At 50.0% G+C, this 18,022-nt stretch carries 18 protein-coding genes; 12 read left to right on the top strand and 6 right to left on the bottom strand.

What is annotated here, in order from left to right:
* Positions 1 to 15: 15 nt before the first annotated feature.
* On the bottom strand, positions 16 to 354 hold the full coding sequence (locus QQL65_RS01745) for a DUF779 domain-containing protein (protein ID WP_284361451.1): 339 nt from the start codon (positions 352 to 354) through the stop codon (positions 16 to 18).
* Positions 355 to 407: 53 nt separating this feature from the next.
* Complete coding sequence (gene adh / locus QQL65_RS01740; protein ID WP_284361447.1) at positions 408 to 1,925, bottom strand: aldehyde dehydrogenase; 1,518 nt, start codon at positions 1,923 to 1,925, stop codon at positions 408 to 410.
* A 223-nt stretch (positions 1,926 to 2,148) separates the two neighbouring features.
* Between adh and QQL65_RS01735 the strand changes: the two genes are divergently transcribed.
* The 5 genes from QQL65_RS01735 to carB all read left to right on the top strand — a co-directional run bounded on the left by QQL65_RS01735 (position 2,149) and on the right by carB (position 8,956).
* Positions 2,149 to 3,111, top strand: a complete 963-nt coding sequence (locus QQL65_RS01735) for a GAF domain-containing protein (RefSeq protein WP_284361444.1) — start codon at positions 2,149 to 2,151, stop codon at positions 3,109 to 3,111.
* Positions 3,112 to 3,252: 141 nt separating this feature from the next.
* Positions 3,253 to 3,717: a GNAT family N-acetyltransferase gene (locus tag QQL65_RS01730; RefSeq protein ID WP_284361442.1), complete on the top strand. Its 465-nt coding sequence runs from the start codon at positions 3,253 to 3,255 to the stop codon at positions 3,715 to 3,717.
* A gap of 283 nt (positions 3,718 to 4,000) precedes the next feature.
* Entirely contained in the window at positions 4,001 to 4,597 is a 597-nt protein-coding gene (locus QQL65_RS01725; RefSeq protein ID WP_284361440.1) for a glutathione S-transferase N-terminal domain-containing protein, read from the top strand.
* Entirely contained in the window at positions 4,597 to 5,490 is an 894-nt protein-coding gene (yddG, locus tag QQL65_RS01720) for an aromatic amino acid exporter YddG (protein WP_284361437.1), read from the top strand. Before QQL65_RS01725 ends, yddG begins: the two co-directional genes overlap by 1 nt.
* A gap of 154 nt (positions 5,491 to 5,644) precedes the next feature.
* The gene (gene carB, locus QQL65_RS01715) at positions 5,645 to 8,956 is read left to right on the top strand and encodes a carbamoyl-phosphate synthase large subunit (RefSeq protein WP_284361433.1); all 3,312 of its coding nucleotides are present in this window, start codon (positions 5,645 to 5,647) and stop codon (positions 8,954 to 8,956) included.
* Between the two features lie 180 nt (positions 8,957 to 9,136).
* On the opposite strand, the gene QQL65_RS01710 is transcribed toward carB, so the two are convergent.
* Together QQL65_RS01710 and QQL65_RS01705 are read right to left on the bottom strand one after the other, a co-directional pair.
* Positions 9,137 to 9,364 (bottom strand): hypothetical protein, encoded by a 228-nt coding sequence (locus QQL65_RS01710; RefSeq protein WP_284361430.1) that lies wholly within the window; start codon positions 9,362 to 9,364, stop codon positions 9,137 to 9,139.
* Complete coding sequence (locus QQL65_RS01705) at positions 9,361 to 9,807, bottom strand: group III truncated hemoglobin (protein WP_284361427.1); 447 nt, start codon at positions 9,805 to 9,807, stop codon at positions 9,361 to 9,363. Before QQL65_RS01705 ends, QQL65_RS01710 begins: the two co-directional genes overlap by 4 nt.
* Before the next feature lie 100 nt (positions 9,808 to 9,907).
* Between QQL65_RS01705 and QQL65_RS01700 the strand changes: the two genes are divergently transcribed.
* The 5 genes from QQL65_RS01700 to QQL65_RS01680 all read left to right on the top strand — a co-directional run bounded on the left by QQL65_RS01700 (position 9,908) and on the right by QQL65_RS01680 (position 13,420).
* Positions 9,908 to 10,336, top strand: coding sequence for an RrF2 family transcriptional regulator (locus QQL65_RS01700; RefSeq protein ID WP_284361426.1), 429 nt, complete (start codon positions 9,908 to 9,910; stop codon positions 10,334 to 10,336).
* 221 nt (positions 10,337 to 10,557) lie between these two features.
* On the top strand, positions 10,558 to 10,770 hold the full coding sequence (locus tag QQL65_RS01695; protein WP_284361423.1) for a cold-shock protein: 213 nt from the start codon (positions 10,558 to 10,560) through the stop codon (positions 10,768 to 10,770).
* Positions 10,771 to 10,981: 211 nt separating this feature from the next.
* Positions 10,982 to 11,455: a transcription elongation factor GreA gene (gene greA, locus QQL65_RS01690; protein WP_284361421.1), complete on the top strand. Its 474-nt coding sequence runs from the start codon at positions 10,982 to 10,984 to the stop codon at positions 11,453 to 11,455.
* A gap of 115 nt (positions 11,456 to 11,570) precedes the next feature.
* On the top strand, positions 11,571 to 12,524 hold the full coding sequence (trxB, locus tag QQL65_RS01685; protein ID WP_284361420.1) for a thioredoxin-disulfide reductase: 954 nt from the start codon (positions 11,571 to 11,573) through the stop codon (positions 12,522 to 12,524).
* A complete protein-coding gene (locus QQL65_RS01680) occupies positions 12,524 to 13,420 on the top strand; it encodes a LysR family transcriptional regulator (protein WP_284361418.1) in 897 nt (298 codons plus the stop codon). Before trxB ends, QQL65_RS01680 begins: the two co-directional genes overlap by 1 nt.
* Here QQL65_RS01680 and QQL65_RS01675 read toward each other — a convergent pair.
* The gene (locus tag QQL65_RS01675; RefSeq protein WP_284361416.1) at positions 13,417 to 14,070 is read right to left on the bottom strand and encodes a TetR/AcrR family transcriptional regulator; all 654 of its coding nucleotides are present in this window, start codon (positions 14,068 to 14,070) and stop codon (positions 13,417 to 13,419) included. The genes QQL65_RS01680 and QQL65_RS01675 overlap by 4 nt on opposite strands.
* 1,414 nt (positions 14,071 to 15,484) lie before the next feature.
* On the opposite strand from QQL65_RS01675, the gene QQL65_RS01670 reads away from it, so the two are divergent.
* Positions 15,485 to 15,649: a hypothetical protein gene (locus tag QQL65_RS01670; RefSeq protein ID WP_284361414.1), complete on the top strand. Its 165-nt coding sequence runs from the start codon at positions 15,485 to 15,487 to the stop codon at positions 15,647 to 15,649.
* A gap of 536 nt (positions 15,650 to 16,185) precedes the next feature.
* Here the strand turns inward: QQL65_RS01670 and QQL65_RS01665 are convergent.
* Complete coding sequence (locus tag QQL65_RS01665) at positions 16,186 to 17,046, bottom strand: DMT family transporter (RefSeq protein WP_284361412.1); 861 nt, start codon at positions 17,044 to 17,046, stop codon at positions 16,186 to 16,188.
* A 134-nt stretch (positions 17,047 to 17,180) separates the two neighbouring features.
* On the opposite strand from QQL65_RS01665, the gene QQL65_RS01660 reads away from it, so the two are divergent.
* The gene (locus QQL65_RS01660) at positions 17,181 to 18,011 is read left to right on the top strand and encodes an AraC family transcriptional regulator (protein WP_284361410.1); all 831 of its coding nucleotides are present in this window, start codon (positions 17,181 to 17,183) and stop codon (positions 18,009 to 18,011) included.
* Positions 18,012 to 18,022 lie beyond the last annotated feature (11 nt).

Here is an 18,022-nt window from a genome sequence, read left to right as displayed (position 1 = left end):
TTGTCCCCTCTTCAATCAATCAGGCAACGCACAAATCTCAGAGCGGGTGAGGAAACGTTTTTCTCGCCCGTTATCGAGCGAAAACATGCCGCCGCGCCCGGGCACCACATCAATGATTAGACTGGTGTGCTTCCACACCTCATATTGCTCCCCACCAATATAGAACGGTGCGCCGCCGATTTCGCCAAGCAGCACATCATTGTCGCCGATCAGAAAGTCGCCTTGTGCATAACACATTGGTGACGAGCCATCACAGCAACCACCCGACTGATGGAACATGATCTCACCATGATCCGCCTTGATCTCTGCGATCAATGCCAGGGCGGCGTCTGTTGCGCTAACCTTATCGTTCATTTCATCCCCCCCCCCAAAAAAGAGAGGCCGGGCGAACCCGACCTCTTTTGCCATCAAAAGAATCCTAGCTTCTGAGGCGCATAGCTGACCAACATATTTTTGGTTTGTTGATAGTGGTCAAGCATCTTGAGATGGTTTTCACGACCAATGCCCGACTGCTTATATCCGCCAAATGCCGCGTGCGCAGGGTAAGCGTGATAGCAGTTTGTCCAAACCCGGCCCGCCTGAATAGCACGACCAAAGCGGTAACAAGTGTTGGCATCACGGCTCCACACCCCGGCGCCAAGGCCATAAAGGGTGTCATTCGCAATCGAAAGGGCTTCGTCATTGTCCTTAAAGGTCGTTACAGAAACAACCGGACCAAAGATTTCTTCTTGGAAAATCCGCATCTTGTTGTTGCCCTTAAAGACAGTTGGCTGAACGTAGTAACCATTCTCAAGGTCGCCACCCAATTTGGCTTCGTTGCCGCCTGCAAGCACCTCAGCACCTTCTTGCTTACCAATATCAAGATATGAAAGGATCTTCTCGAGCTGTTCCGATGAAGCTTGCGCACCAATCATTGTCGCTGAATCAAGTGGGCTACCCTGCACGATGGCGTTCACGCGTTTTAGTGCGCGTTCCATAAACTCATCGTAGATGTTTTCGTGAATCAGCGCACGGCTTGGGCAGGTGCAAACCTCACCTTGGTTCAGCGCAAACATCACAAAACCTTCAATTGCTTTATCGAAGAAATCATCATCTTCACGGGTCACATCTTCAAAAAAGATGTTCGGCGATTTGCCACCAAGCTCAAGCGTAACCGGGATAAGGTTTTGGCTGGCATATTGCATAATCAACCGACCGGTTGTTGTCTCGCCAGTAAACGCAATCTTTGCAATGCGTTTGCTCGAGGCCAGCGGCTTACCCGCTTCCAAACCAAAACCATTGACCACATTTACAACGCCTTTTGGCAGCACATCGGCAATCAACTCCATCAAAATCATGATGGAGGCAGGTGTTTGCTCTGCTGGTTTCAACACCACACAGTTGCCTGCTGCAAGCGCTGGGGCGAGCTTCCAAGTCGCCATCAGAATCGGGAAGTTCCAAGGGATAATTTGCCCAACAACACCAAGCGGCTCATGGAAATGGTATGCCATTGTGTCATTGTCGATCTCTGCGATAGAACCTTCCTGCGCGCGAATGACACCAGCAAAATAGCGGAAATGGTCAATTGCCAATGGCATATCCGCAGCAGTCGTTTCGCGGATCGGCTTGCCATTGTCCCAAGTCTCAGCTTCCGCCAACAAATCAAGGTTGTCTTCCATGATGTCGGCAATTTTGTTGAGCATCACAGCCCGTTCGGCTTGGCTTGTGCGCCCCCAAGCATCTTTGGCTGCGTGCGCAGCGTCCAGCGCCGCTTCAATGTCGGCTTCATTTGAACGTGCAATTTCACAAATCACCTGCCCATTTACTGGTGACGTGTTTGCAAAATACTTGCCCGACTTTGGCTCAACAAATTCACCATTGATGAAGTTGCCGTATTTCTCTTTGTAAATTCGCGATGCTGAGCGCGTAATGTCGATCTTGTTCATTGTATCCTCCTCATTCCGCCATTTGCGGCGTATCAAAAAGATGAATGCACGAGACGCCTGCTGTCACTGGGCGGCGGACAGCTTCCGGGTCCGACCTGTCTCACAATCGCGACATAAACGACCGATATTCGACTTCGACCACCAAATCGCAAGCGCCCTACGCAGCTTCCCCCTCTATGTCGAAAAAAAATGCTGTGCTATTCTCAAAATTGGGAGGACTATTATGGCGACAAATATCAGTCATGCGGATTACGTACGTTCGATTGTGGAGAAAAAGCAATCAGCAGCACGATCAGGTTTAGCCGCCTCTTGGCGCCGGTCCATGCTGCACTATGGCCTGACGCCAGAACAGCAACGCCGCGCTGATCAAGTCTCCGAACAAGCCCTGCGACAGGCGCGTGAACAGCTAGACTTTTTGCTGCACGTTGCAGAACCAACCTTACAAAAACTATTCAAAACAGTCGACAAATCGGGTTGCTGTGTTGTCCTCTCGGATATGGATGGCCTCATCATCGCCAGCCAATCCCAAGACGGGGACAAAATGGTCTTTGATGGCTGGGGATTAACAAGCGGCGCTCTATGGAGCGAAGCCCGCCAAGGCACCAATGGCATCGGCACATGCGCTGCCGAGCAACGCCCAGTGGTTATTCATAGAGATCAACATTTTAAGAGCCAAAACACCGTGATGAGCTGCATGGGCGCTCCGGTATTTGACGATGAGGGAAAGATGATCGCTGTGCTGGATGTTTCATCTTGCCGAAGCGATTTGACCAGCGGTTTTGCCAACGTGTTTGGCAAAGTGGTTGCTGACACCGCGCATAGAATTGAGCAGGATTATTTCCGCGCTTCGTTCAAAGATGCGCGGGTTGTCATGGCCCCAACCGAAGACTTGAATGCGGCAGCGCTGCTCGCCGTTGATCAGGACGAATTGGTAATTGGCGCAAACCGGCATGCCCGCAAAGCGTTTGATCTGACCGATGACATTATCGCTGATCCGCGCCCACTTGCCGATCTTCTGGGTGGAACCTCGCAACAACAAGCCAGCTTGAAGAACGCTGAAAAGTCAGAATTGCGACGTGCCCTTGCGCGCTCGAAGGGTAACGTATCGCTTGCCGCCAAACAGCTCGGCATTTCTCGTGCCACCATGTATCGGCGCATGCAACGTCTCGAAATTTCAGCAAACTAACGCCTTGTCCACACCCTGAGTCTCATATTTGAGACAGTTTGGTGCCCCTAATTCCAAAAAGGTTCTCACCGCCATGTGAGTTGCCCCAGTTTGCGGTGTGCAATATGTTGCGCGCAAATGTCCGCATGTTCTGGAGTTCCCATGTCGCGCCTCAAATTCCGTCACGCCACACGCAATGATATCGCCACCATTCTCGCCCTTTCCATTGGCGGCAATGCACCGGGCCGAAAGATCGTCGATGATGCCAATCAAGCGGATGCGCCCGAATATCAGCGCGCATGGGATGTGATCGAAAAAGACCCGAGCAATTCTTACATCATTGCCGAACTCAACGACGAGCCAGTTGGCTGCATGCAAATCAATATTCTGCATAGCCTCGCTGGACGCGGTAAATCGCGGGCACAACTTGAAGGCGTACATATTCGAGCCGACCATCGGGGCAAGGGACTAGGATCTGAAATGATCATATGGGCGATTGAAAACGCCAAACAAAATGGCGCACGCATGGTCCAGCTGACCTCATCAAAGACCAGACCAGAAGCGCATAAATTCTATGAAAAGCTGGGATTTGAAGCCACACATGAGGGATTCAAGCTACAATTTTAAGTGCTGGCACCACGCCAATTAAGGAATTGACGCACGTCATTGCGGTATTAGCTATTCCAAGTAACCCTGCTGCAATACCAACAGTTCAGGCAAATGGAGAATGCATATGAACAACCTTGCAACAATCGGGATATTTCTGGGAAGTCTGGGCGTTTTCTTCATGGGCGTAGCATCGCTCTGGTGGGTATCACTACAGCAAAAGCATTCAAACAAAAGCAGTTGAAAAGCTAACCAAACAGACTAAGCTGCATTTCCTGCACCTACCTGTTCTGGGAAACATCCAATGAAGCTACTGGTCTCGCACGCCTCTCCTTATGCCCGCAAATGCCGTATCACAGCGATTGAAAAGGGCATCGAAGGAATAGAGGAAGTCCACGTCAACCCCGTTGATGAGCCAGAAAAACTCAATCACATCAATCCGCTGGGCAAAATCCCATGCCTTATCTATGGCGAAGGTAAAACCCTTTTCGACAGCCCCGTCATTTGCGCATATTTCGATTCTATTGGCGATGGGCCGCAATTGATGGCGGAGAGTGGGCCCAAGCATTGGGCTATGCGTCGGCACGAAGCAATGATTGATGGCATTTTGGACAGCGCCCTCGGCCTCGTACACGAGTTTCGCAAACCGCCGGAAAAGCATTACGATATGTGGATCAACCGCTGGGGCTGCGCGATTGACAGATCACTTTCTCAATTAAACAACGAACTTGACCAAATCCAAGGCGAGATTTCCACTGCGCAAATTGGACTCGGTGCCGCCATCGGCTATCTTAATTTCCGCTTGAGCAAAAAGCATTGGCTAGAGCCGTATCCCGAACTTTCCGCATGGTACGAAGAGTTTTCAAACCGTCCATCCATGCGCCAAACTGAGCCGCAATAATGTCTCGCAATCTGTCGACTTTGATCGGCGCTGGCGCCATTCTGCTTTGGTCATTTCTAGCGCTCTGCACGGCAGCTAGTGGCAACATCCCACCATTCCAACTGAACGCAATGGCATTCACAGTTGGCACGCTTGTGGGCATGGCCAAATGGATCAAGCACCCAGCATCAATCAAAAAGCTGCGCCAGCCCGCCAAGGCGTGGTTGCTAGGTGTCGCTGGATTATTTGGATATCACCTTTTCTATTTCACCGCCCTTCGCAACGCCCCAACAATCGACGCCAGCCTGATCGGCTATCTTTGGCCGCTGCTTATCGTGCTGTTTTCATCCCTTTTGCCAGGCGAGCATCTAAAGTGGCAGCATATTGTTGGATGCGTTCTTGGCCTTGGCGGCGCTGCACTCATCGTCACGGGCGGTCAAGGGTTTTCATTTAAAACCGAATTTGCCTTCGGCTATTTCATGGCCGTACTGGCAGCCCTTGCTTGGTCTTCCTATTCGGTTCTCTCTCGTCGATTTGCCCACGTGCCCACAGATGCCGTAACCGGCTTTTGTGCTGCCACCGCAATATTGTCACTTGGCGGTCACCTTTTGTGGGAAACAACCATTTGGCCCGAAAACATATGGCAGTGGGTCGCCGTAATCGGTCTGGGCCTCGGTCCGCTTGGACTTGCATTCTACGTGTGGGATCACGGCGTCAAACATGGTGACATCCAAATCTTGGGTGCAGCCTCCTATTCGGCACCGCTACTTTCAACACTCATTCTGATCCTCTTTGGCTTTGCCCAGTTCACATGGGCCGTTGGCGCCGCTTGCCTATTGATAACGCTCGGCGCCATCGTTGCCTCCAAGGACATGATTTTCAGGTCAAAAAAGCCGCCAATTAACGCAAACTGAGATCATATTCTTGAAAAGCGCATTTTTATTGGTTTGAGGGGTTTCCCTTTTGCACTTTTCGCCCTAAAACGCGCTCTCAGCCACATATGAGATGAATCGCCACGCGAACCGCGCCTCCCCGCCGTTCGTTTGTGCCCTGCTGAGAAGTGACGACATGCCTAAACGCGAAGATATTTCCTCCATCCTGATCATCGGCGCTGGCCCAATTATTATTGGCCAAGCATGTGAATTTGACTACTCAGGCACACAAGCCTGTAAGGCGCTAAAAGCAGAAGGCTATCGCGTCATCTTGGTGAACTCCAACCCCGCAACGATCATGACGGACCCTGATCTTGCAGACGCGACATATATGGAGCCAATTACGCCAGAAGTTGTGGCCAAGATCATCGAGAAAGAACGTCCAGATGCCTTGCTCCCAACAATGGGTGGTCAAACGGCGCTGAACTGTGCCCTCTCGCTTCGCAAAATGGGCGTCCTCGACAAATACAATGTCGAGATGATCGGCGCGACAGCGGAAGCAATCGATAAAGCTGAGGACCGCGAATTGTTCCGCGCTGCAATGGATAAGATTGGTCTTGAAACACCGAAATCCATGCTCGCCCACAACTTGACCGAGGCACTTGAGGCGCTCGAATTTGTTGGTCTGCCCGCCATTATTCGCCCATCATTCACCATGGGCGGCACCGGCGGTGGCGTTGCTTACAACCGCGAAGAATACATCTCCATCATCGAAAGCGGCATCGATGCCTCACCAACCAATGAAGTGTTGGTAGAAGAAAGCATCATCGGCTGGAAAGAATATGAGATGGAAGTTGTCCGCGATAAGAAGGACAACTGCATCATCATCTGTTCGATTGAAAATATCGATCCAATGGGCGTGCACACCGGCGACAGCATCACTGTGGCCCCGGCCCTTACCCTGACCGATAAAGAGTACCAAATTATGCGCGACGCCTCTCTGGCGGTACTGCGCGAAATTGGTGTGGAAACAGGCGGTTCAAACGTTCAGTTCTCCGTGAACCCTGAAAATGGCCGCCTCATCGTTATTGAAATGAACCCGCGTGTATCGCGCTCATCTGCCCTTGCGTCCAAAGCAACTGGCTTTCCAATTGCAAAAGTGGCTGCGCGTTTGGCGGTCGGCTACACTTTGGATGAGCTGGAAAACGACATTACGGGCGGCGCAACGCCAGCTTCGTTTGAACCATCAATCGACTATGTGGTCACCAAAATCCCACGTTTCGCTTTTGAGAAATTCCCAGGCGCTGACGACCGTCTAACCACGGCTATGAAGTCTGTTGGCGAAGCCATGGCAATCGGCCGCACATTCCAAGAAAGCATGCAAAAAGCACTGCGCTCGCTTGAAACAGGTCTAACCGGTTTCAACGAGATCGGAATTGACGGCACCGGCCAAGGTGACGACAAAAACGCCGTGCGCGCAGCCCTTGGCAAACCAACACCAAACCGTATCCTTCAAATTGCCGAAGCCATGCGTCTTGGTTTTGATGACGAGTTCATCCACAATGTTTGCAAGTTCGACCCTTGGGTACTCGAACAAATTCGCGGAATTGTCGAGATGGAAGAAAAGGTTAAAAAATACGGCCTTCCAGATAACGCCCAACAATTGCGCAAGCTCAAGTCTATGGGCTTCTCCGATGCACGCCTTGCTGATCTAAGCGAGAAAAAGCCACGCGACATCAAAGCGCTGCGTGACGAGTTGGACGTTCATCCGGTGTATAAACGCATTGACACTTGTGCGGCCGAGTTTGCCTCACCAACGGCCTATATGTACTCAACATACGAAGCGCCATTTGCGGGCGAACTGGTCAGCGAAGCGCAACCTTCGGACAAAAAGAAAGTTGTCATTCTTGGCGGCGGTCCAAACCGCATCGGCCAAGGCATCGAGTTTGACTATTGCTGCTGTCACGCTGCGTTCGCGCTCAACGACGCAGGCTATGAAACAATCATGGTCAACTGTAACCCTGAAACGGTTTCAACCGACTATGACACCTCAGATCGCTTGTACTTTGAGCCTTTAACCAAAGAAGATGTGCTCGAAATCCTGCATCTTGAGCAATCAAAAGGCACTTTGGCCGGTGTTATTGTTCAATTCGGTGGCCAAACACCACTTGGACTTGCTAACTCAATCAAGCGTGCCGGCATTCCAATTTTGGGCACACAGCCAGAAGCCATTGATTTGGCTGAAGACCGCAACCACTTCCAAAAGCTACTGCACGAACTTGAATTGACCCAGCCCCGTAATGGCATTGCTTATTCACTTGAGCAGGCCCGCATGGTGGCAGAGGACATTTCTTATCCGCTTGTCATTCGTCCATCATTTGTGTTGGGTGGCCGCGCTATGGCCATTGCCAACAACTCAAACGAGTTTGAAGACTATGTGCAAAGCACACTCACTGAGTTGGTGCCACCGCATATCCGTCAGAAATACCCGAACGACAAAACCGGACAGATCAACTCAGTTCTAGCAACCAATCCATTGCTTTTTGATAGCTATTTGGGCGGAGCTATTGAGATCGACGTTGATACGCTTTGCGACGGTGAAGATGTATTTGTCGCTGGCATCATGGAGCACATTGAAGAAGCAGGTGTTCACTCTGGCGACAGCGCATGTTCGCTCCCATCTCGCAATTTGGACGCCGCAACAATTACCGAAATCAAACGCCAAGCACGCGAATTGGCACTTGCCTTGAACGTGGGCGGTTTGATGAATATCCAGTTCGCCTTGAAAGACGGTACTCTTTACGTGCTTGAGGTGAACCCACGTGCCTCCCGGACGGTGCCATTTGTCGCCAAAGTGATCGGCAGCCCAATCGCTAAAATTGCGGCACGCATAATGGCAGGTGAAAAGCTAGCAAGCTTTAATTTGCAAGAGCCGACCCTCAAGCATATCGCGGTGAAAGAAGCAGTATTCCCGTTTGCGCGTTTCCCAGGTGTTGATACGATCCTTGGCCCAGAAATGCGTTCTACTGGCGAAGTCATTGGACTAGATTCAAACTTCGGCGTTGCGTTTGCCAAAAGCCAATTGGGTGGCGGCACCAAGGTGCCAAAATCGGGCACAGTGTTTGTTTCAGTTCGCGACGATGACAAAGCTGCAATTCTTGCGAGCATTAAAATGCTTGAAGAAGTTGGTTTCAAAGTTATTGCCACAAGCGGCACACGACGTTTCTTGTACGAAAACGGCGTAAAGGCTGAGAAGATCAACAAAGTGTTGGAAGGCCGCCCTCACATCGTCGATGCGATGAAAAATGGCGAAGTTCAATTGGTTATCAACACAACGGCTGGCCAACAAGCGCTTAATGATAGCCGCGATTTGCGTCGTACTGCATTGCTGAACAAGATCCCGTACTACACAACAATCGCTGGCGCGATTGCCGCTGTTGACGGCATTGTATCGTACTCCACTGACACGCTTACCGTGAAATCAGTTCAAGAGTATTTCGCAGTTTAAAAATTGCGGGGTCTGCGCCAAATGGGCTATTTTTGGCGCAGACCCCATTTATAGGCCGAAACAAAGCCTATTTGATAAGTGCGACAATCGCCCAAATATAAAAAGGCATTGGGGCAAAACCCCAGAGCAAGACCCAAGGCAAAATGGGCAATGCCCGTTCAAACGCTGATTTACGAGTTTTCACGTTAGAGCCTCCCAAATCGCGTAGGCTGAAACGCCCAAAACCGCCAATTTCCAAAACCAAAAACCTGTTTTTGCCGCCAATACAAACTGGCGGCCAATTGGATCACGATTGAGCGCAGTCGGTGGCTCATCGAAACGATCGCGTTCCGAAAAAACAACCGCTGCAAACAAACCCAATACTGCCACTGTTAGAAACTCAAATACGAACACAAGAACCGCAATCATGGTTTTAAGTCCTTCAGGTCGTCTGCAGGGTTGTAGAACATGCCCGTCATCAGGCTACGCGCAATATTGTTCGCTCTAGAGTTGAAGAAGTTCTTTGCCTCAGGAGTTGGTGAAACTTCATCTAGGTTTTGAGCAAACAATTCCAGCCAACGATCAAAGTGCCAAGGCTCAACTTGTTTCAACTTCAAATGCGCAGGCATCGGGCGACCGTGATAGTCACCTGTTTTAAGCGCAATAGCTCCCCAAAATGTCTTCATTCGTGCCAAGTGAGCGGGCCACCGATCACCAATGACGCCTTCAAATATTGGCCCAAGATCCTTGTCTGCACGCACCTTGGCATAAAAACTTTCCACAAGCAGCGAGACGAAGGCCTCGTCTATGCCATAACCATTGGCCTGACGTCGGTAGTTCTCTCGATGGATTTCTGCAAAACTCTGTTCCATTGGACAGCGCTCCATAAAGATGTATATCTAATGCATCTTTATTACATCTGCTAAAATATGCAATATGTTTGCGCAACAAAATCGATAAGTGAGACAATAAGTGCACCTAACGAGCCAAACTGACTATGCACTAAGGCTTTTAATGTATCTTGGCGCAATTTCCCCGCAAAAACGCACGATTGCCCAAATCGCCGATCAGCTCCGGATTTCAAAAAACCATTTGATGAAGATTGTGAACCGGCTCAGCACTGCTCAAATACTGATTTCGGTACGCGGTAAAAATGGCGGAGTTACAATTAATCCAGACGCCTATTCGGTTACAATTGCAGAAATTGTTGAACATACTGAACCGAATTTCGCGATCGTGGAATGCCTTGGCAAAGATGAATGCCGTTGCGTTTTTGCTGGATACTGCTCACTAACTTCCTTTTTTACTGATGCAAAATCACTATTTATTGAGCATTTACGCACTAAAACGCTCGGCGACATAATAAAAGAAAACTCTATTCTTCCACCTTCATTGAATTGATACATTCCAATTCTGCAATAGAAATAACTGCTTTAGACATAAATTTCCCCTGTTGAAATTTTAGCGATTTAATTCTATATTTCACTCATCGAATATTGGCCGAACGATCTGGCCGGAGCTACCTCCGTGAATGCTACGTTTCTACCAACATCGATTTACTCCCCGATATGCTCGCGGCGAGCAAAGGGGCTAACGGCAGTATTTCACGAAAGGAAATCCGCATGCCTTCAGGTACAGTAAAATGGTTTAACACCCAAAAGGGTTATGGCTTCATTCAACCAACAGATGGCGGCAACGACGTGTTTGTCCACATCTCAGCGGTTGAACGTTCTGGCCTTTCAGCCTTGGCTGAAAACCAAAAAGTTGGCTATGAATTGGTGCAAGACAAGCGTTCTGGCAAATTCTCAGCTGGCGAACTCACACTTGAAGACTAAGCCATAAAAGGCTATTTCTTCTCTTTCGCTGCTCGCAGTTGATTTGCAACGCAAGCGCGAACACAACAAATTTCGTAGCCGCGGTTTTTCCACTGTTTGGACAAATTTGCGGCTATGTTGATTTCATACATGCTGTCGGCCTCTAATTCAAAAAATTCGGGGCCGGTTTTTTATTGCACACAGCAAGAGTTTTGAACGAAAGGGTGGGACAATGGACAAGATCCCAATGACAATTGCGGGCCACAAGGCACTGAGCGAAGAACTCAATCACCGCTCGTCCGTAGAGCGCCCAAACATTATTGCCGCGATCTCGGAAGCGCGCGCGCACGGCGACCTTTCGGAAAACGCGGAATACCATGCCGCCAAAGAGCAACAAAGCCTCAACGAAGGCCGCATCCAAGAACTAGAATCAATTCTTGCACTGGCTGACGTCATTGATGTGACAAAGCTTGGCGGCAACACCATCAAATTCGGCGCAACCGTTGAATTGGTAGATGAAGACACAGAAGAAGAAAAAACATATCAAATCGTTGGCAACCCTGAAGCGAACGCCAGCGCAGGTAAGATTTCACTTTCTTCACCCATTGCCCGCGCTCTAATTGGCAAGGAAGAAGGCGACAGCATCGAAGTAGCAGCCCCTGGCGGCTCAAAGGCTTACGAAGTTTTGAAAGTCAGCTACATATAGCAGATGTGAATTGGTTCACGTTTATGTGGGCCAATTCGGTTCTGCCTTGTAACAAGCGTGTCGCATACCTAAACTAAGTGCAACTCAACTATTCACTTTTCAAAGGTTTGCGAAAATGCACGCACCCGTCATGATCATCGGCTCTGGTCCCGCAGGTTATTCAGCAGCAATTTATGCTGCACGCGCCATGCTGGAGCCGGTCATTATCCAAGGCATTCAGCCTGGTGGCCAACTTACGATCACTACAGAAGTCGAAAACTACCCTGGATTTGCTGAACAGATCCAGGGCCCGTGGCTAATGGAGCAAATGAAAGCTCAAGCTGAGCATGTTGGCACAAAAATCGTTTCCGATATGATCGTCAATGTCGACGTGGACAAACGTCCATTTGAGCTCACAGGCGATAGCGGCACCATTTACACCTGTGATGCACTGATCATCGCCACCGGTGCGCAAGCTAAATGGCTTGGCTTGCCTTCTGAGCAAGAGTTCCAAGGCTTTGGCGTTTCCGCTTGCGCAACTTGCGATGGCTTCTTCTACAAAGACAAAGAAGTGCTTGTAATCGGCGGCGGCAATACCGCGGTTGAAGAAGCATTGTTCTTAACTAACTTCGCCTCAAAAGTGACTTTGGTGCATCGCCGCGACGAGCTGCGTTCAGAGAAAATCCTGCAAAAACGTCTCTTTGCCAATGAAAAGATCGACGTGATGTGGGACACCGAACTTGTTGAGGTTTTGGGCACATCGGGCATTCCAAAATCCGTAACCGGTGCGAAATTGAAAAATCGCAACACGGGCGAAATCACTGAAAAGGCTTGCGACGGTATCTTTGTCGCCATTGGCCATGCCCCTTCAACTTCCTTGTTTGAAGGCAAGCTTGAAATGAAACAAGGCAACTATCTGGTCACCGCACCAGATAGCACCGCCACCAACATCCCTGGCGTTTATGCTGCTGGTGATGTGACGGACGATAAGTACCGCCAGGCGGTAACCGCCGCTGGCATGGGATGTATGGCAGCGCTTGAAGCTGAAAAGTTCTTAGCCGAACTTGATGTAGCGGAAGCGGCTGAATAATGAGCATTGATTGGGACCGACTGCGGATTTTTCATGTGGTGGCGGAAGCGGGAAGCTTCACCCATGCCGGCGAACGGTTAGGCATGAGCCAATCCGCGGTTTCCCGACAAGTGTCTTCGCTTGAAGAAGGTCTTGGTCTGAAGCTCTTTATTCGCCACGCGCGCGGGCTGGTGATGACCGAAGTTGGTGAACAATTGTTCAAAACCGCTCACAGAATGGCGTGGGAGCTGCAATCCGTTGAAGCTCAAATGAGCGAAACTCGCGATCAGCCCACGGGTCCGTTGCTTGTAACAACCACGGTTGGATTTGGCTCGACCTGGCTAACGTCGCGGATTGATGAGTTTCTTGAGCGATATCCAACAATTCAGTTGGAAATTAAACTCAACGATTCTGAACTTGATCTTGCGATGCGCGAGGCTGATGTAGCGATCCGCTTGCATCGGCCAAACCAATCCGAACTCATTCAACGCAAACTATTCACGGTGCACTTCCACTTTTATGCTTCGTCCGCCTATTTGGAGCAGCACGGCATTCCCAAAAGCGTAGATGATATCGATAATCACAAGATCATCACCTTTGGCAATCCAAGCCCCGCCTATTTGGGCGATGTGAATTATCTTGAGACCATCGGCCGACCAGAGAACAACCCGCGCATTCCTGCGCTTCGCGTCAACGCGATTTATGGCATGATGCAGGCCTGCCGCGAAGGCATTGGCATTGCGATGCTGCCCGACTACATCACCGAAGATGAAAGCTCACTTGTGCGCATTCTCGATACGGTTGAAATGCCGGAATTCGAAACCTATTTCGTCTACCCACCAGCGTTGAAGAATTCAAAGCGCGTCGGCGTTTTTCGAGACTTCTTGGTGTCCAAAGCCCGCGGCTGGGAATTCTAGTCGTTGGGTTTCTTAGTCGGCACTATCCGGCGGGTAATGTCTGCCAATATCTCAGTTTCGAAATCTTTTGCCCCCATTATTTCGCCATACCCATCCCATTGCCGCTCGATATTTAGATGCGCAAACCCATGCACCACGCTCCAATAAAGCGTGATGTCTGAATACAACTCTTTGGGCAGTTTGCCTTCACGAAACTCTGCCAAAGTGCCAGCTTCTTCGCCACGCACCGCATGAACGATGTTCACAAATGTTGTGTAGGCTCGCTCTTCTGCGTCGCACAAACCTTGATCGTCAATGTCGAGCAGGTCACGGCGAAACATCAATCGAAATCGCTCAGGTTTGTTTTTTGCAAAGCTTGAGTAAGCCACAGCAAAGTCGCGCAACAGAATTGCCGCATTGCCATCATTTTGCGCGAACACTTTTTCAGCCAACGCCGCGATCATATGAAAGCTTTCCGCAGCAATTGCCGTGCGCAAACCGGTCAAACCTTTGAAATGGTGTGCCGGAGCAGCGTGTGACACCCCCGCCTTTCGCGCACAAGCGCGCAACGTCAGACCTTGAAGTCCATCTTCCGCCAATATCGCGGCCGCAGCATCCAACATCGCTTGGCGTAGATTCCCGTGATGATAATTGTCGGCCTTCTTCGTCAATTCTAAAATCCAAGCTGACTTTTGAGATATCCAGATGTTTACATTGTCTAGACTTGTGTCGCAAGCAGAACACCTCGCGCCCTAATCCGCTTAAAATTTCCTGAACCACCGGCGCAAATACTGCGAATTCGCAACATTTCCATCGTCATCTGCCTAAATCACGGCCAACAATATGCACATAATCAAATATTTTTTCTGGCGTTCCTTTTTGGCTAACGCACTGGAATACATGCAAAATGCAACAGCCATGCGACAAACGCATACCCGGCATGCGCTCAGCATGGTTGTCAAAAAGTAAAACACCCATCATATACGCCGCAAGAAAAACGAGACGAGTTGTTCCTCCTCCCTCAACTCATTCGTTGTTCCCTCCTTGTTAGAGTTTTCCTCTAATTTTTTCTGGCTCTATCCTTTTGGGTAGAGCCTTTTTTTTGCCCATCGCACACCATGCATTCTGTGCATGGCTAGTATGCGGTTTCGCCGCTTGTGGTTCGGCAGTTGAGAAGGCATATAAGTCACATAACGAGTTGATGACGTATCCTCCTCCCTCGAAGTCAACTCGTAGTACGGCAGACACCGTCCCTCCTCCCTCGATGTCTGCCACACTTATTCAAAGGCTCCGTCCCCCTCGACGGAGCCTTTATTTGTTTCAGCATTACGCATCGATCTTGCAAACATTGCAGCATGTTCAATTAGGGCCCGCGCCTGTCTTGGCATATGCCGGCGACCATTGTGGGCAAGATACAAACCAACCTCTGGAAATCGCCAGTCTTCCAACACTTCAACTAACGTACCTGATCGTATCTTTTCGGCAGCAACAATGTATGGAAGATAACCGCGCAGGTGGCAAAATCGTCGTGACAACTTGAAGGACATACCAATAAAGACGAGCTATGCAGTTTTTCAAAATCTAGCGCCCTATCCGCCACAAAACTGGGCATCCAACTACACGCCATGCACAAAACGCATACCATATATGCAAAGGCTGCGCTTGTTAAACCGCCTCGGGTGCCCCATATACATCACATAACGAGTTGACGACGTATCCTCCTCCCTCGAAGTTAACTCGTATTACGGCAGACACCGTCCCTCCTCCCTCGATGTCTGCCCACTTATTCAAAGGTCCTGCCACACAAGCTGGCGGGACCTTTTTTTTGCGCGCTTGAAATCTCGCGTTTTGCCAAACGTCAACACAGAAGCCTCGCGACACAATTTGCGTCCGAGTTGATGATTGTTAGGATGCGGGCACGAGGCGATTATGGTCTCGATGCTTATTTTTTGTGTGTTGAGGCCACAACCTGCCCCGTGCAACAAAGTTTTTTCGCAAATGAAATTCATGCTCCCGGAGTGCTCACCCTTCTATCTCCTTGCCTGCACCCCATCACATCTGAATTTGCCTATTGCTAGACATGTAATGGCCGCTTCAAAAAGCGATGACGGATCAGACCCATCAAGTGGCTTATGGCTGCCTTCGGTGTCGGACTGGACCATAAATCAAATGCGTATCGACGGGCGTCCCCCATCGACCTTCATCTCTTCAAAAGGTTTGCTGCCCAACACACGCACATTGCGCAAATAGCGCGAATTGAGTTTACCAACAAACCAGCTCCACCAATCGTCATTGGCCGCAGGAGCGAAGATGAAACAATAATAAGGGAAGGCCAAAGGGCGGGGATAACTTTTTTTGCGCGCCCTTTGCTTCCATCATCCATAGGCAAGAAAACAGACGATTTAACTATCCCTGCGGCGCAGGCACTGGGACTGAAAGTAGTTGTTCTGGCAACCGTGCTGAGAGCGTGCGTCGCACCAATTCATCTCTTTGTCACCCTCGTGCTCGACACGAGGGTCCATTATGAGTGAACAATCTGCAATGCAGCAGCAAAAACACATCGGCTTCACCAAGTTGCATTGCTAGATGGATATTCGGGTCAAGCCCGAGTTTGACGAGCGGAATAAAGTTGAGGTGACATCGCCAAGGCGGAGAGACAATAAGTTTGCACATTCGCCACTGCCATCAGCGCTACATGTGCAGCCGACATGACCTTGCTGCTAACACAAACACCGAGTTGGCGACTAGATAGCGAAGAAAACTGCACGTGGCCTTGCCTCGATTGCCTAGCGGCGCGCAAACATCACAATATTGCCCAGCATCGTAAGCGCAATCCCAACAATCGCTGTTGCATGCCATTGGTAACCCTCAAATAGGGTTGAAGCAAAAAGAGCGACGATTGGGAACAAAACAGTAGCATACCCGGCCTTGGCAGACCCCATTCGGGCGACCAGCAACAAATAGGTCGTAAACCCAACGACGGAACCGATCACTGCCAAATAAACGAGCGCGCCAACATATTTCACGTCACTTGAAAAAGTGAGTGGGGTTTTGGTGAGCCAGATCACAATCAACAAAATAAGCGCACCAATGCACATACCCCAAGCATTTGCTGTTATTGGAGTTGTACCCTCCCCAGAATTTCGACGAGAAGCCATATTCCCCAACGAGAATAGCAAAGTGCCTCCTGCCGCCCAAGCGATGCCCATTACGACCTCCCAATTTAGCTCGCCCGCAATGTCTCGCCAAAACAAAAGGATCAAACCCAACGCTCCGATAGCGCCGGCCAGCACGGTTCGGATCTCCACGCGATCGCCAAAAAACAAACGCGCATTGATCGCATTAAAGATCGTCGCGAGCGAGAACACCACCGAAACTAAGCCTGACGGCATAAGCGCCGTCGCATTGTAAAACGCAATGAAATTGAAGCTGAACAAGCAAATAGCTTGTACAAAAACAAAGCGCCATTTTGCCGGGCGTTTCAATTTCCCCAACACCACCAACGCGGCAACAAAAACCACACCAGCGAGCGCGAAGCGATAAAAGACGGACGTGATAAGTGCGACATCACCCATTTGGAACGCAATGGCGATCCAAGTTGTCCCCCAAATTAAAACAGTGGCAGCGAACAGAACAAAGTTGGTCAAGGCACTTCCTTTTTTGCCGACCTCAATAAATGCAGACCGCAAATTGGGATTGCACAATCTTGCTGTTAAATATCAACAGCGCTTGGCCAATGGTGATTGAATACGATATGTAAGCGGCTCAACAGGATGGGCCCATGCCACAAACAGTTCACGCCTTTTTGGACAAATCAGACAAAGCGAAACAGTTGCTCAATATGGATTTTGGCGCAGGTCGTCACATCTCCATTTGGGAAAATGCTTTTGATCGCGTACATTATGATGCGCCTATCGGGCATGCATTCAGCCGCTACTTGGCTGGCGGCCAAGGCACGCGCAGAATCGACATTGAGGAGCGCGTGGGTTGGCCCGGCGCGGTTTGCGTGCTGCCTGAAGGGCACCAATCAAAATGGGAGATTAACGACCCATTTCGCTTCGTTCACCTATATGTGCCTGACGACCAGCTGCGTGGGCATTTTGCGCGAACCCACGACTGCGACAGCCGTCTGCTTGAAGTACATGAGCTGACATTGGAAGACGTGCCGTTGCTTTCAGCACCGCTTGCTGCAATGGCACGAGCCGCGATAAACGACAATATATTGCAAGCCGACACCGCATTTGCCGAACTGATCGCAAAGCTGAAACCCAGCAAACTGTCGGTAAATGGTGGATTAGCGCCTCATCACTTGCGACGCATAGACGAATGGATTGAAGCGCATATAGAAGGCACAATCCGGCTCAAGGAACTAGCTGCTTTGATTGACCTGTCTGAGTTTCATTTTCATCGCATGTTCCGCGCCAGCCGCGGAATATCACCGCATACATGGATTATGGCTCGCCGCATTGCCCGCGCCAAAGACATGCTTCAAGACCATGCCATTGCAAGAATTGCAGCAGCGTGCGGCTTTTCAAGCCAAAGCCATTTCACGCGTGCCTTTAAAGCTGAAACAGGAATGACGCCCGCCGCCTATCGCCAGAAGTTGACATAAAAAAACGCCGG

Source organism: Maritalea porphyrae (assembly GCF_030159895.1).
GTDB classification, from domain to species: Bacteria; Pseudomonadota; Alphaproteobacteria; order Rhizobiales; family Devosiaceae; genus Maritalea; species Maritalea porphyrae.
The sequence above is the reverse complement of the archived record's forward strand: the minus strand, read 5'-3'. Positions and strand labels throughout refer to the sequence as shown.

What these genes read in the sequence shown, in the direction of transcription:
- QQL65_RS01745 (WP_284361451.1), bottom strand. Translation starts at nt 354, where the DNA reads ATGAACGATAAGGTTAGCGCAACAGACGCCGCCCTGGCATTGATCGCA.
- adh (WP_284361447.1), bottom strand. Translation starts at nt 1,925, where the DNA reads ATGAACAAGATCGACATTACGCGCTCAGCATCGCGAATTTACAAAGAG.
- QQL65_RS01735 (WP_284361444.1), top strand. Translation starts at nt 2,149, where the DNA reads ATGGCGACAAATATCAGTCATGCGGATTACGTACGTTCGATTGTGGAG.
- QQL65_RS01730 (WP_284361442.1), top strand. Translation starts at nt 3,253, where the DNA reads ATGTCGCGCCTCAAATTCCGTCACGCCACACGCAATGATATCGCCACC.
- QQL65_RS01725 (WP_284361440.1), top strand. Translation starts at nt 4,001, where the DNA reads ATGAAGCTACTGGTCTCGCACGCCTCTCCTTATGCCCGCAAATGCCGT.
- yddG (WP_284361437.1), top strand. Translation starts at nt 4,597, where the DNA reads ATGTCTCGCAATCTGTCGACTTTGATCGGCGCTGGCGCCATTCTGCTT.
- carB (WP_284361433.1), top strand. Translation starts at nt 5,645, where the DNA reads ATGCCTAAACGCGAAGATATTTCCTCCATCCTGATCATCGGCGCTGGC.
- QQL65_RS01710 (WP_284361430.1), bottom strand. Translation starts at nt 9,364, where the DNA reads ATGATTGCGGTTCTTGTGTTCGTATTTGAGTTTCTAACAGTGGCAGTA.
- QQL65_RS01705 (WP_284361427.1), bottom strand. Translation starts at nt 9,807, where the DNA reads ATGGAACAGAGTTTTGCAGAAATCCATCGAGAGAACTACCGACGTCAG.
- QQL65_RS01695 (WP_284361423.1), top strand. Translation starts at nt 10,558, where the DNA reads ATGCCTTCAGGTACAGTAAAATGGTTTAACACCCAAAAGGGTTATGGC.
- greA (WP_284361421.1), top strand. Translation starts at nt 10,982, where the DNA reads ATGGACAAGATCCCAATGACAATTGCGGGCCACAAGGCACTGAGCGAA.
- trxB (WP_284361420.1), top strand. Translation starts at nt 11,571, where the DNA reads ATGCACGCACCCGTCATGATCATCGGCTCTGGTCCCGCAGGTTATTCA.
- QQL65_RS01680 (WP_284361418.1), top strand. Translation starts at nt 12,524, where the DNA reads ATGAGCATTGATTGGGACCGACTGCGGATTTTTCATGTGGTGGCGGAA.
- QQL65_RS01670 (WP_284361414.1), top strand. Translation starts at nt 15,485, where the DNA reads ATGGCCGCTTCAAAAAGCGATGACGGATCAGACCCATCAAGTGGCTTA.
- QQL65_RS01660 (WP_284361410.1), top strand. Translation starts at nt 17,181, where the DNA reads ATGCCACAAACAGTTCACGCCTTTTTGGACAAATCAGACAAAGCGAAA.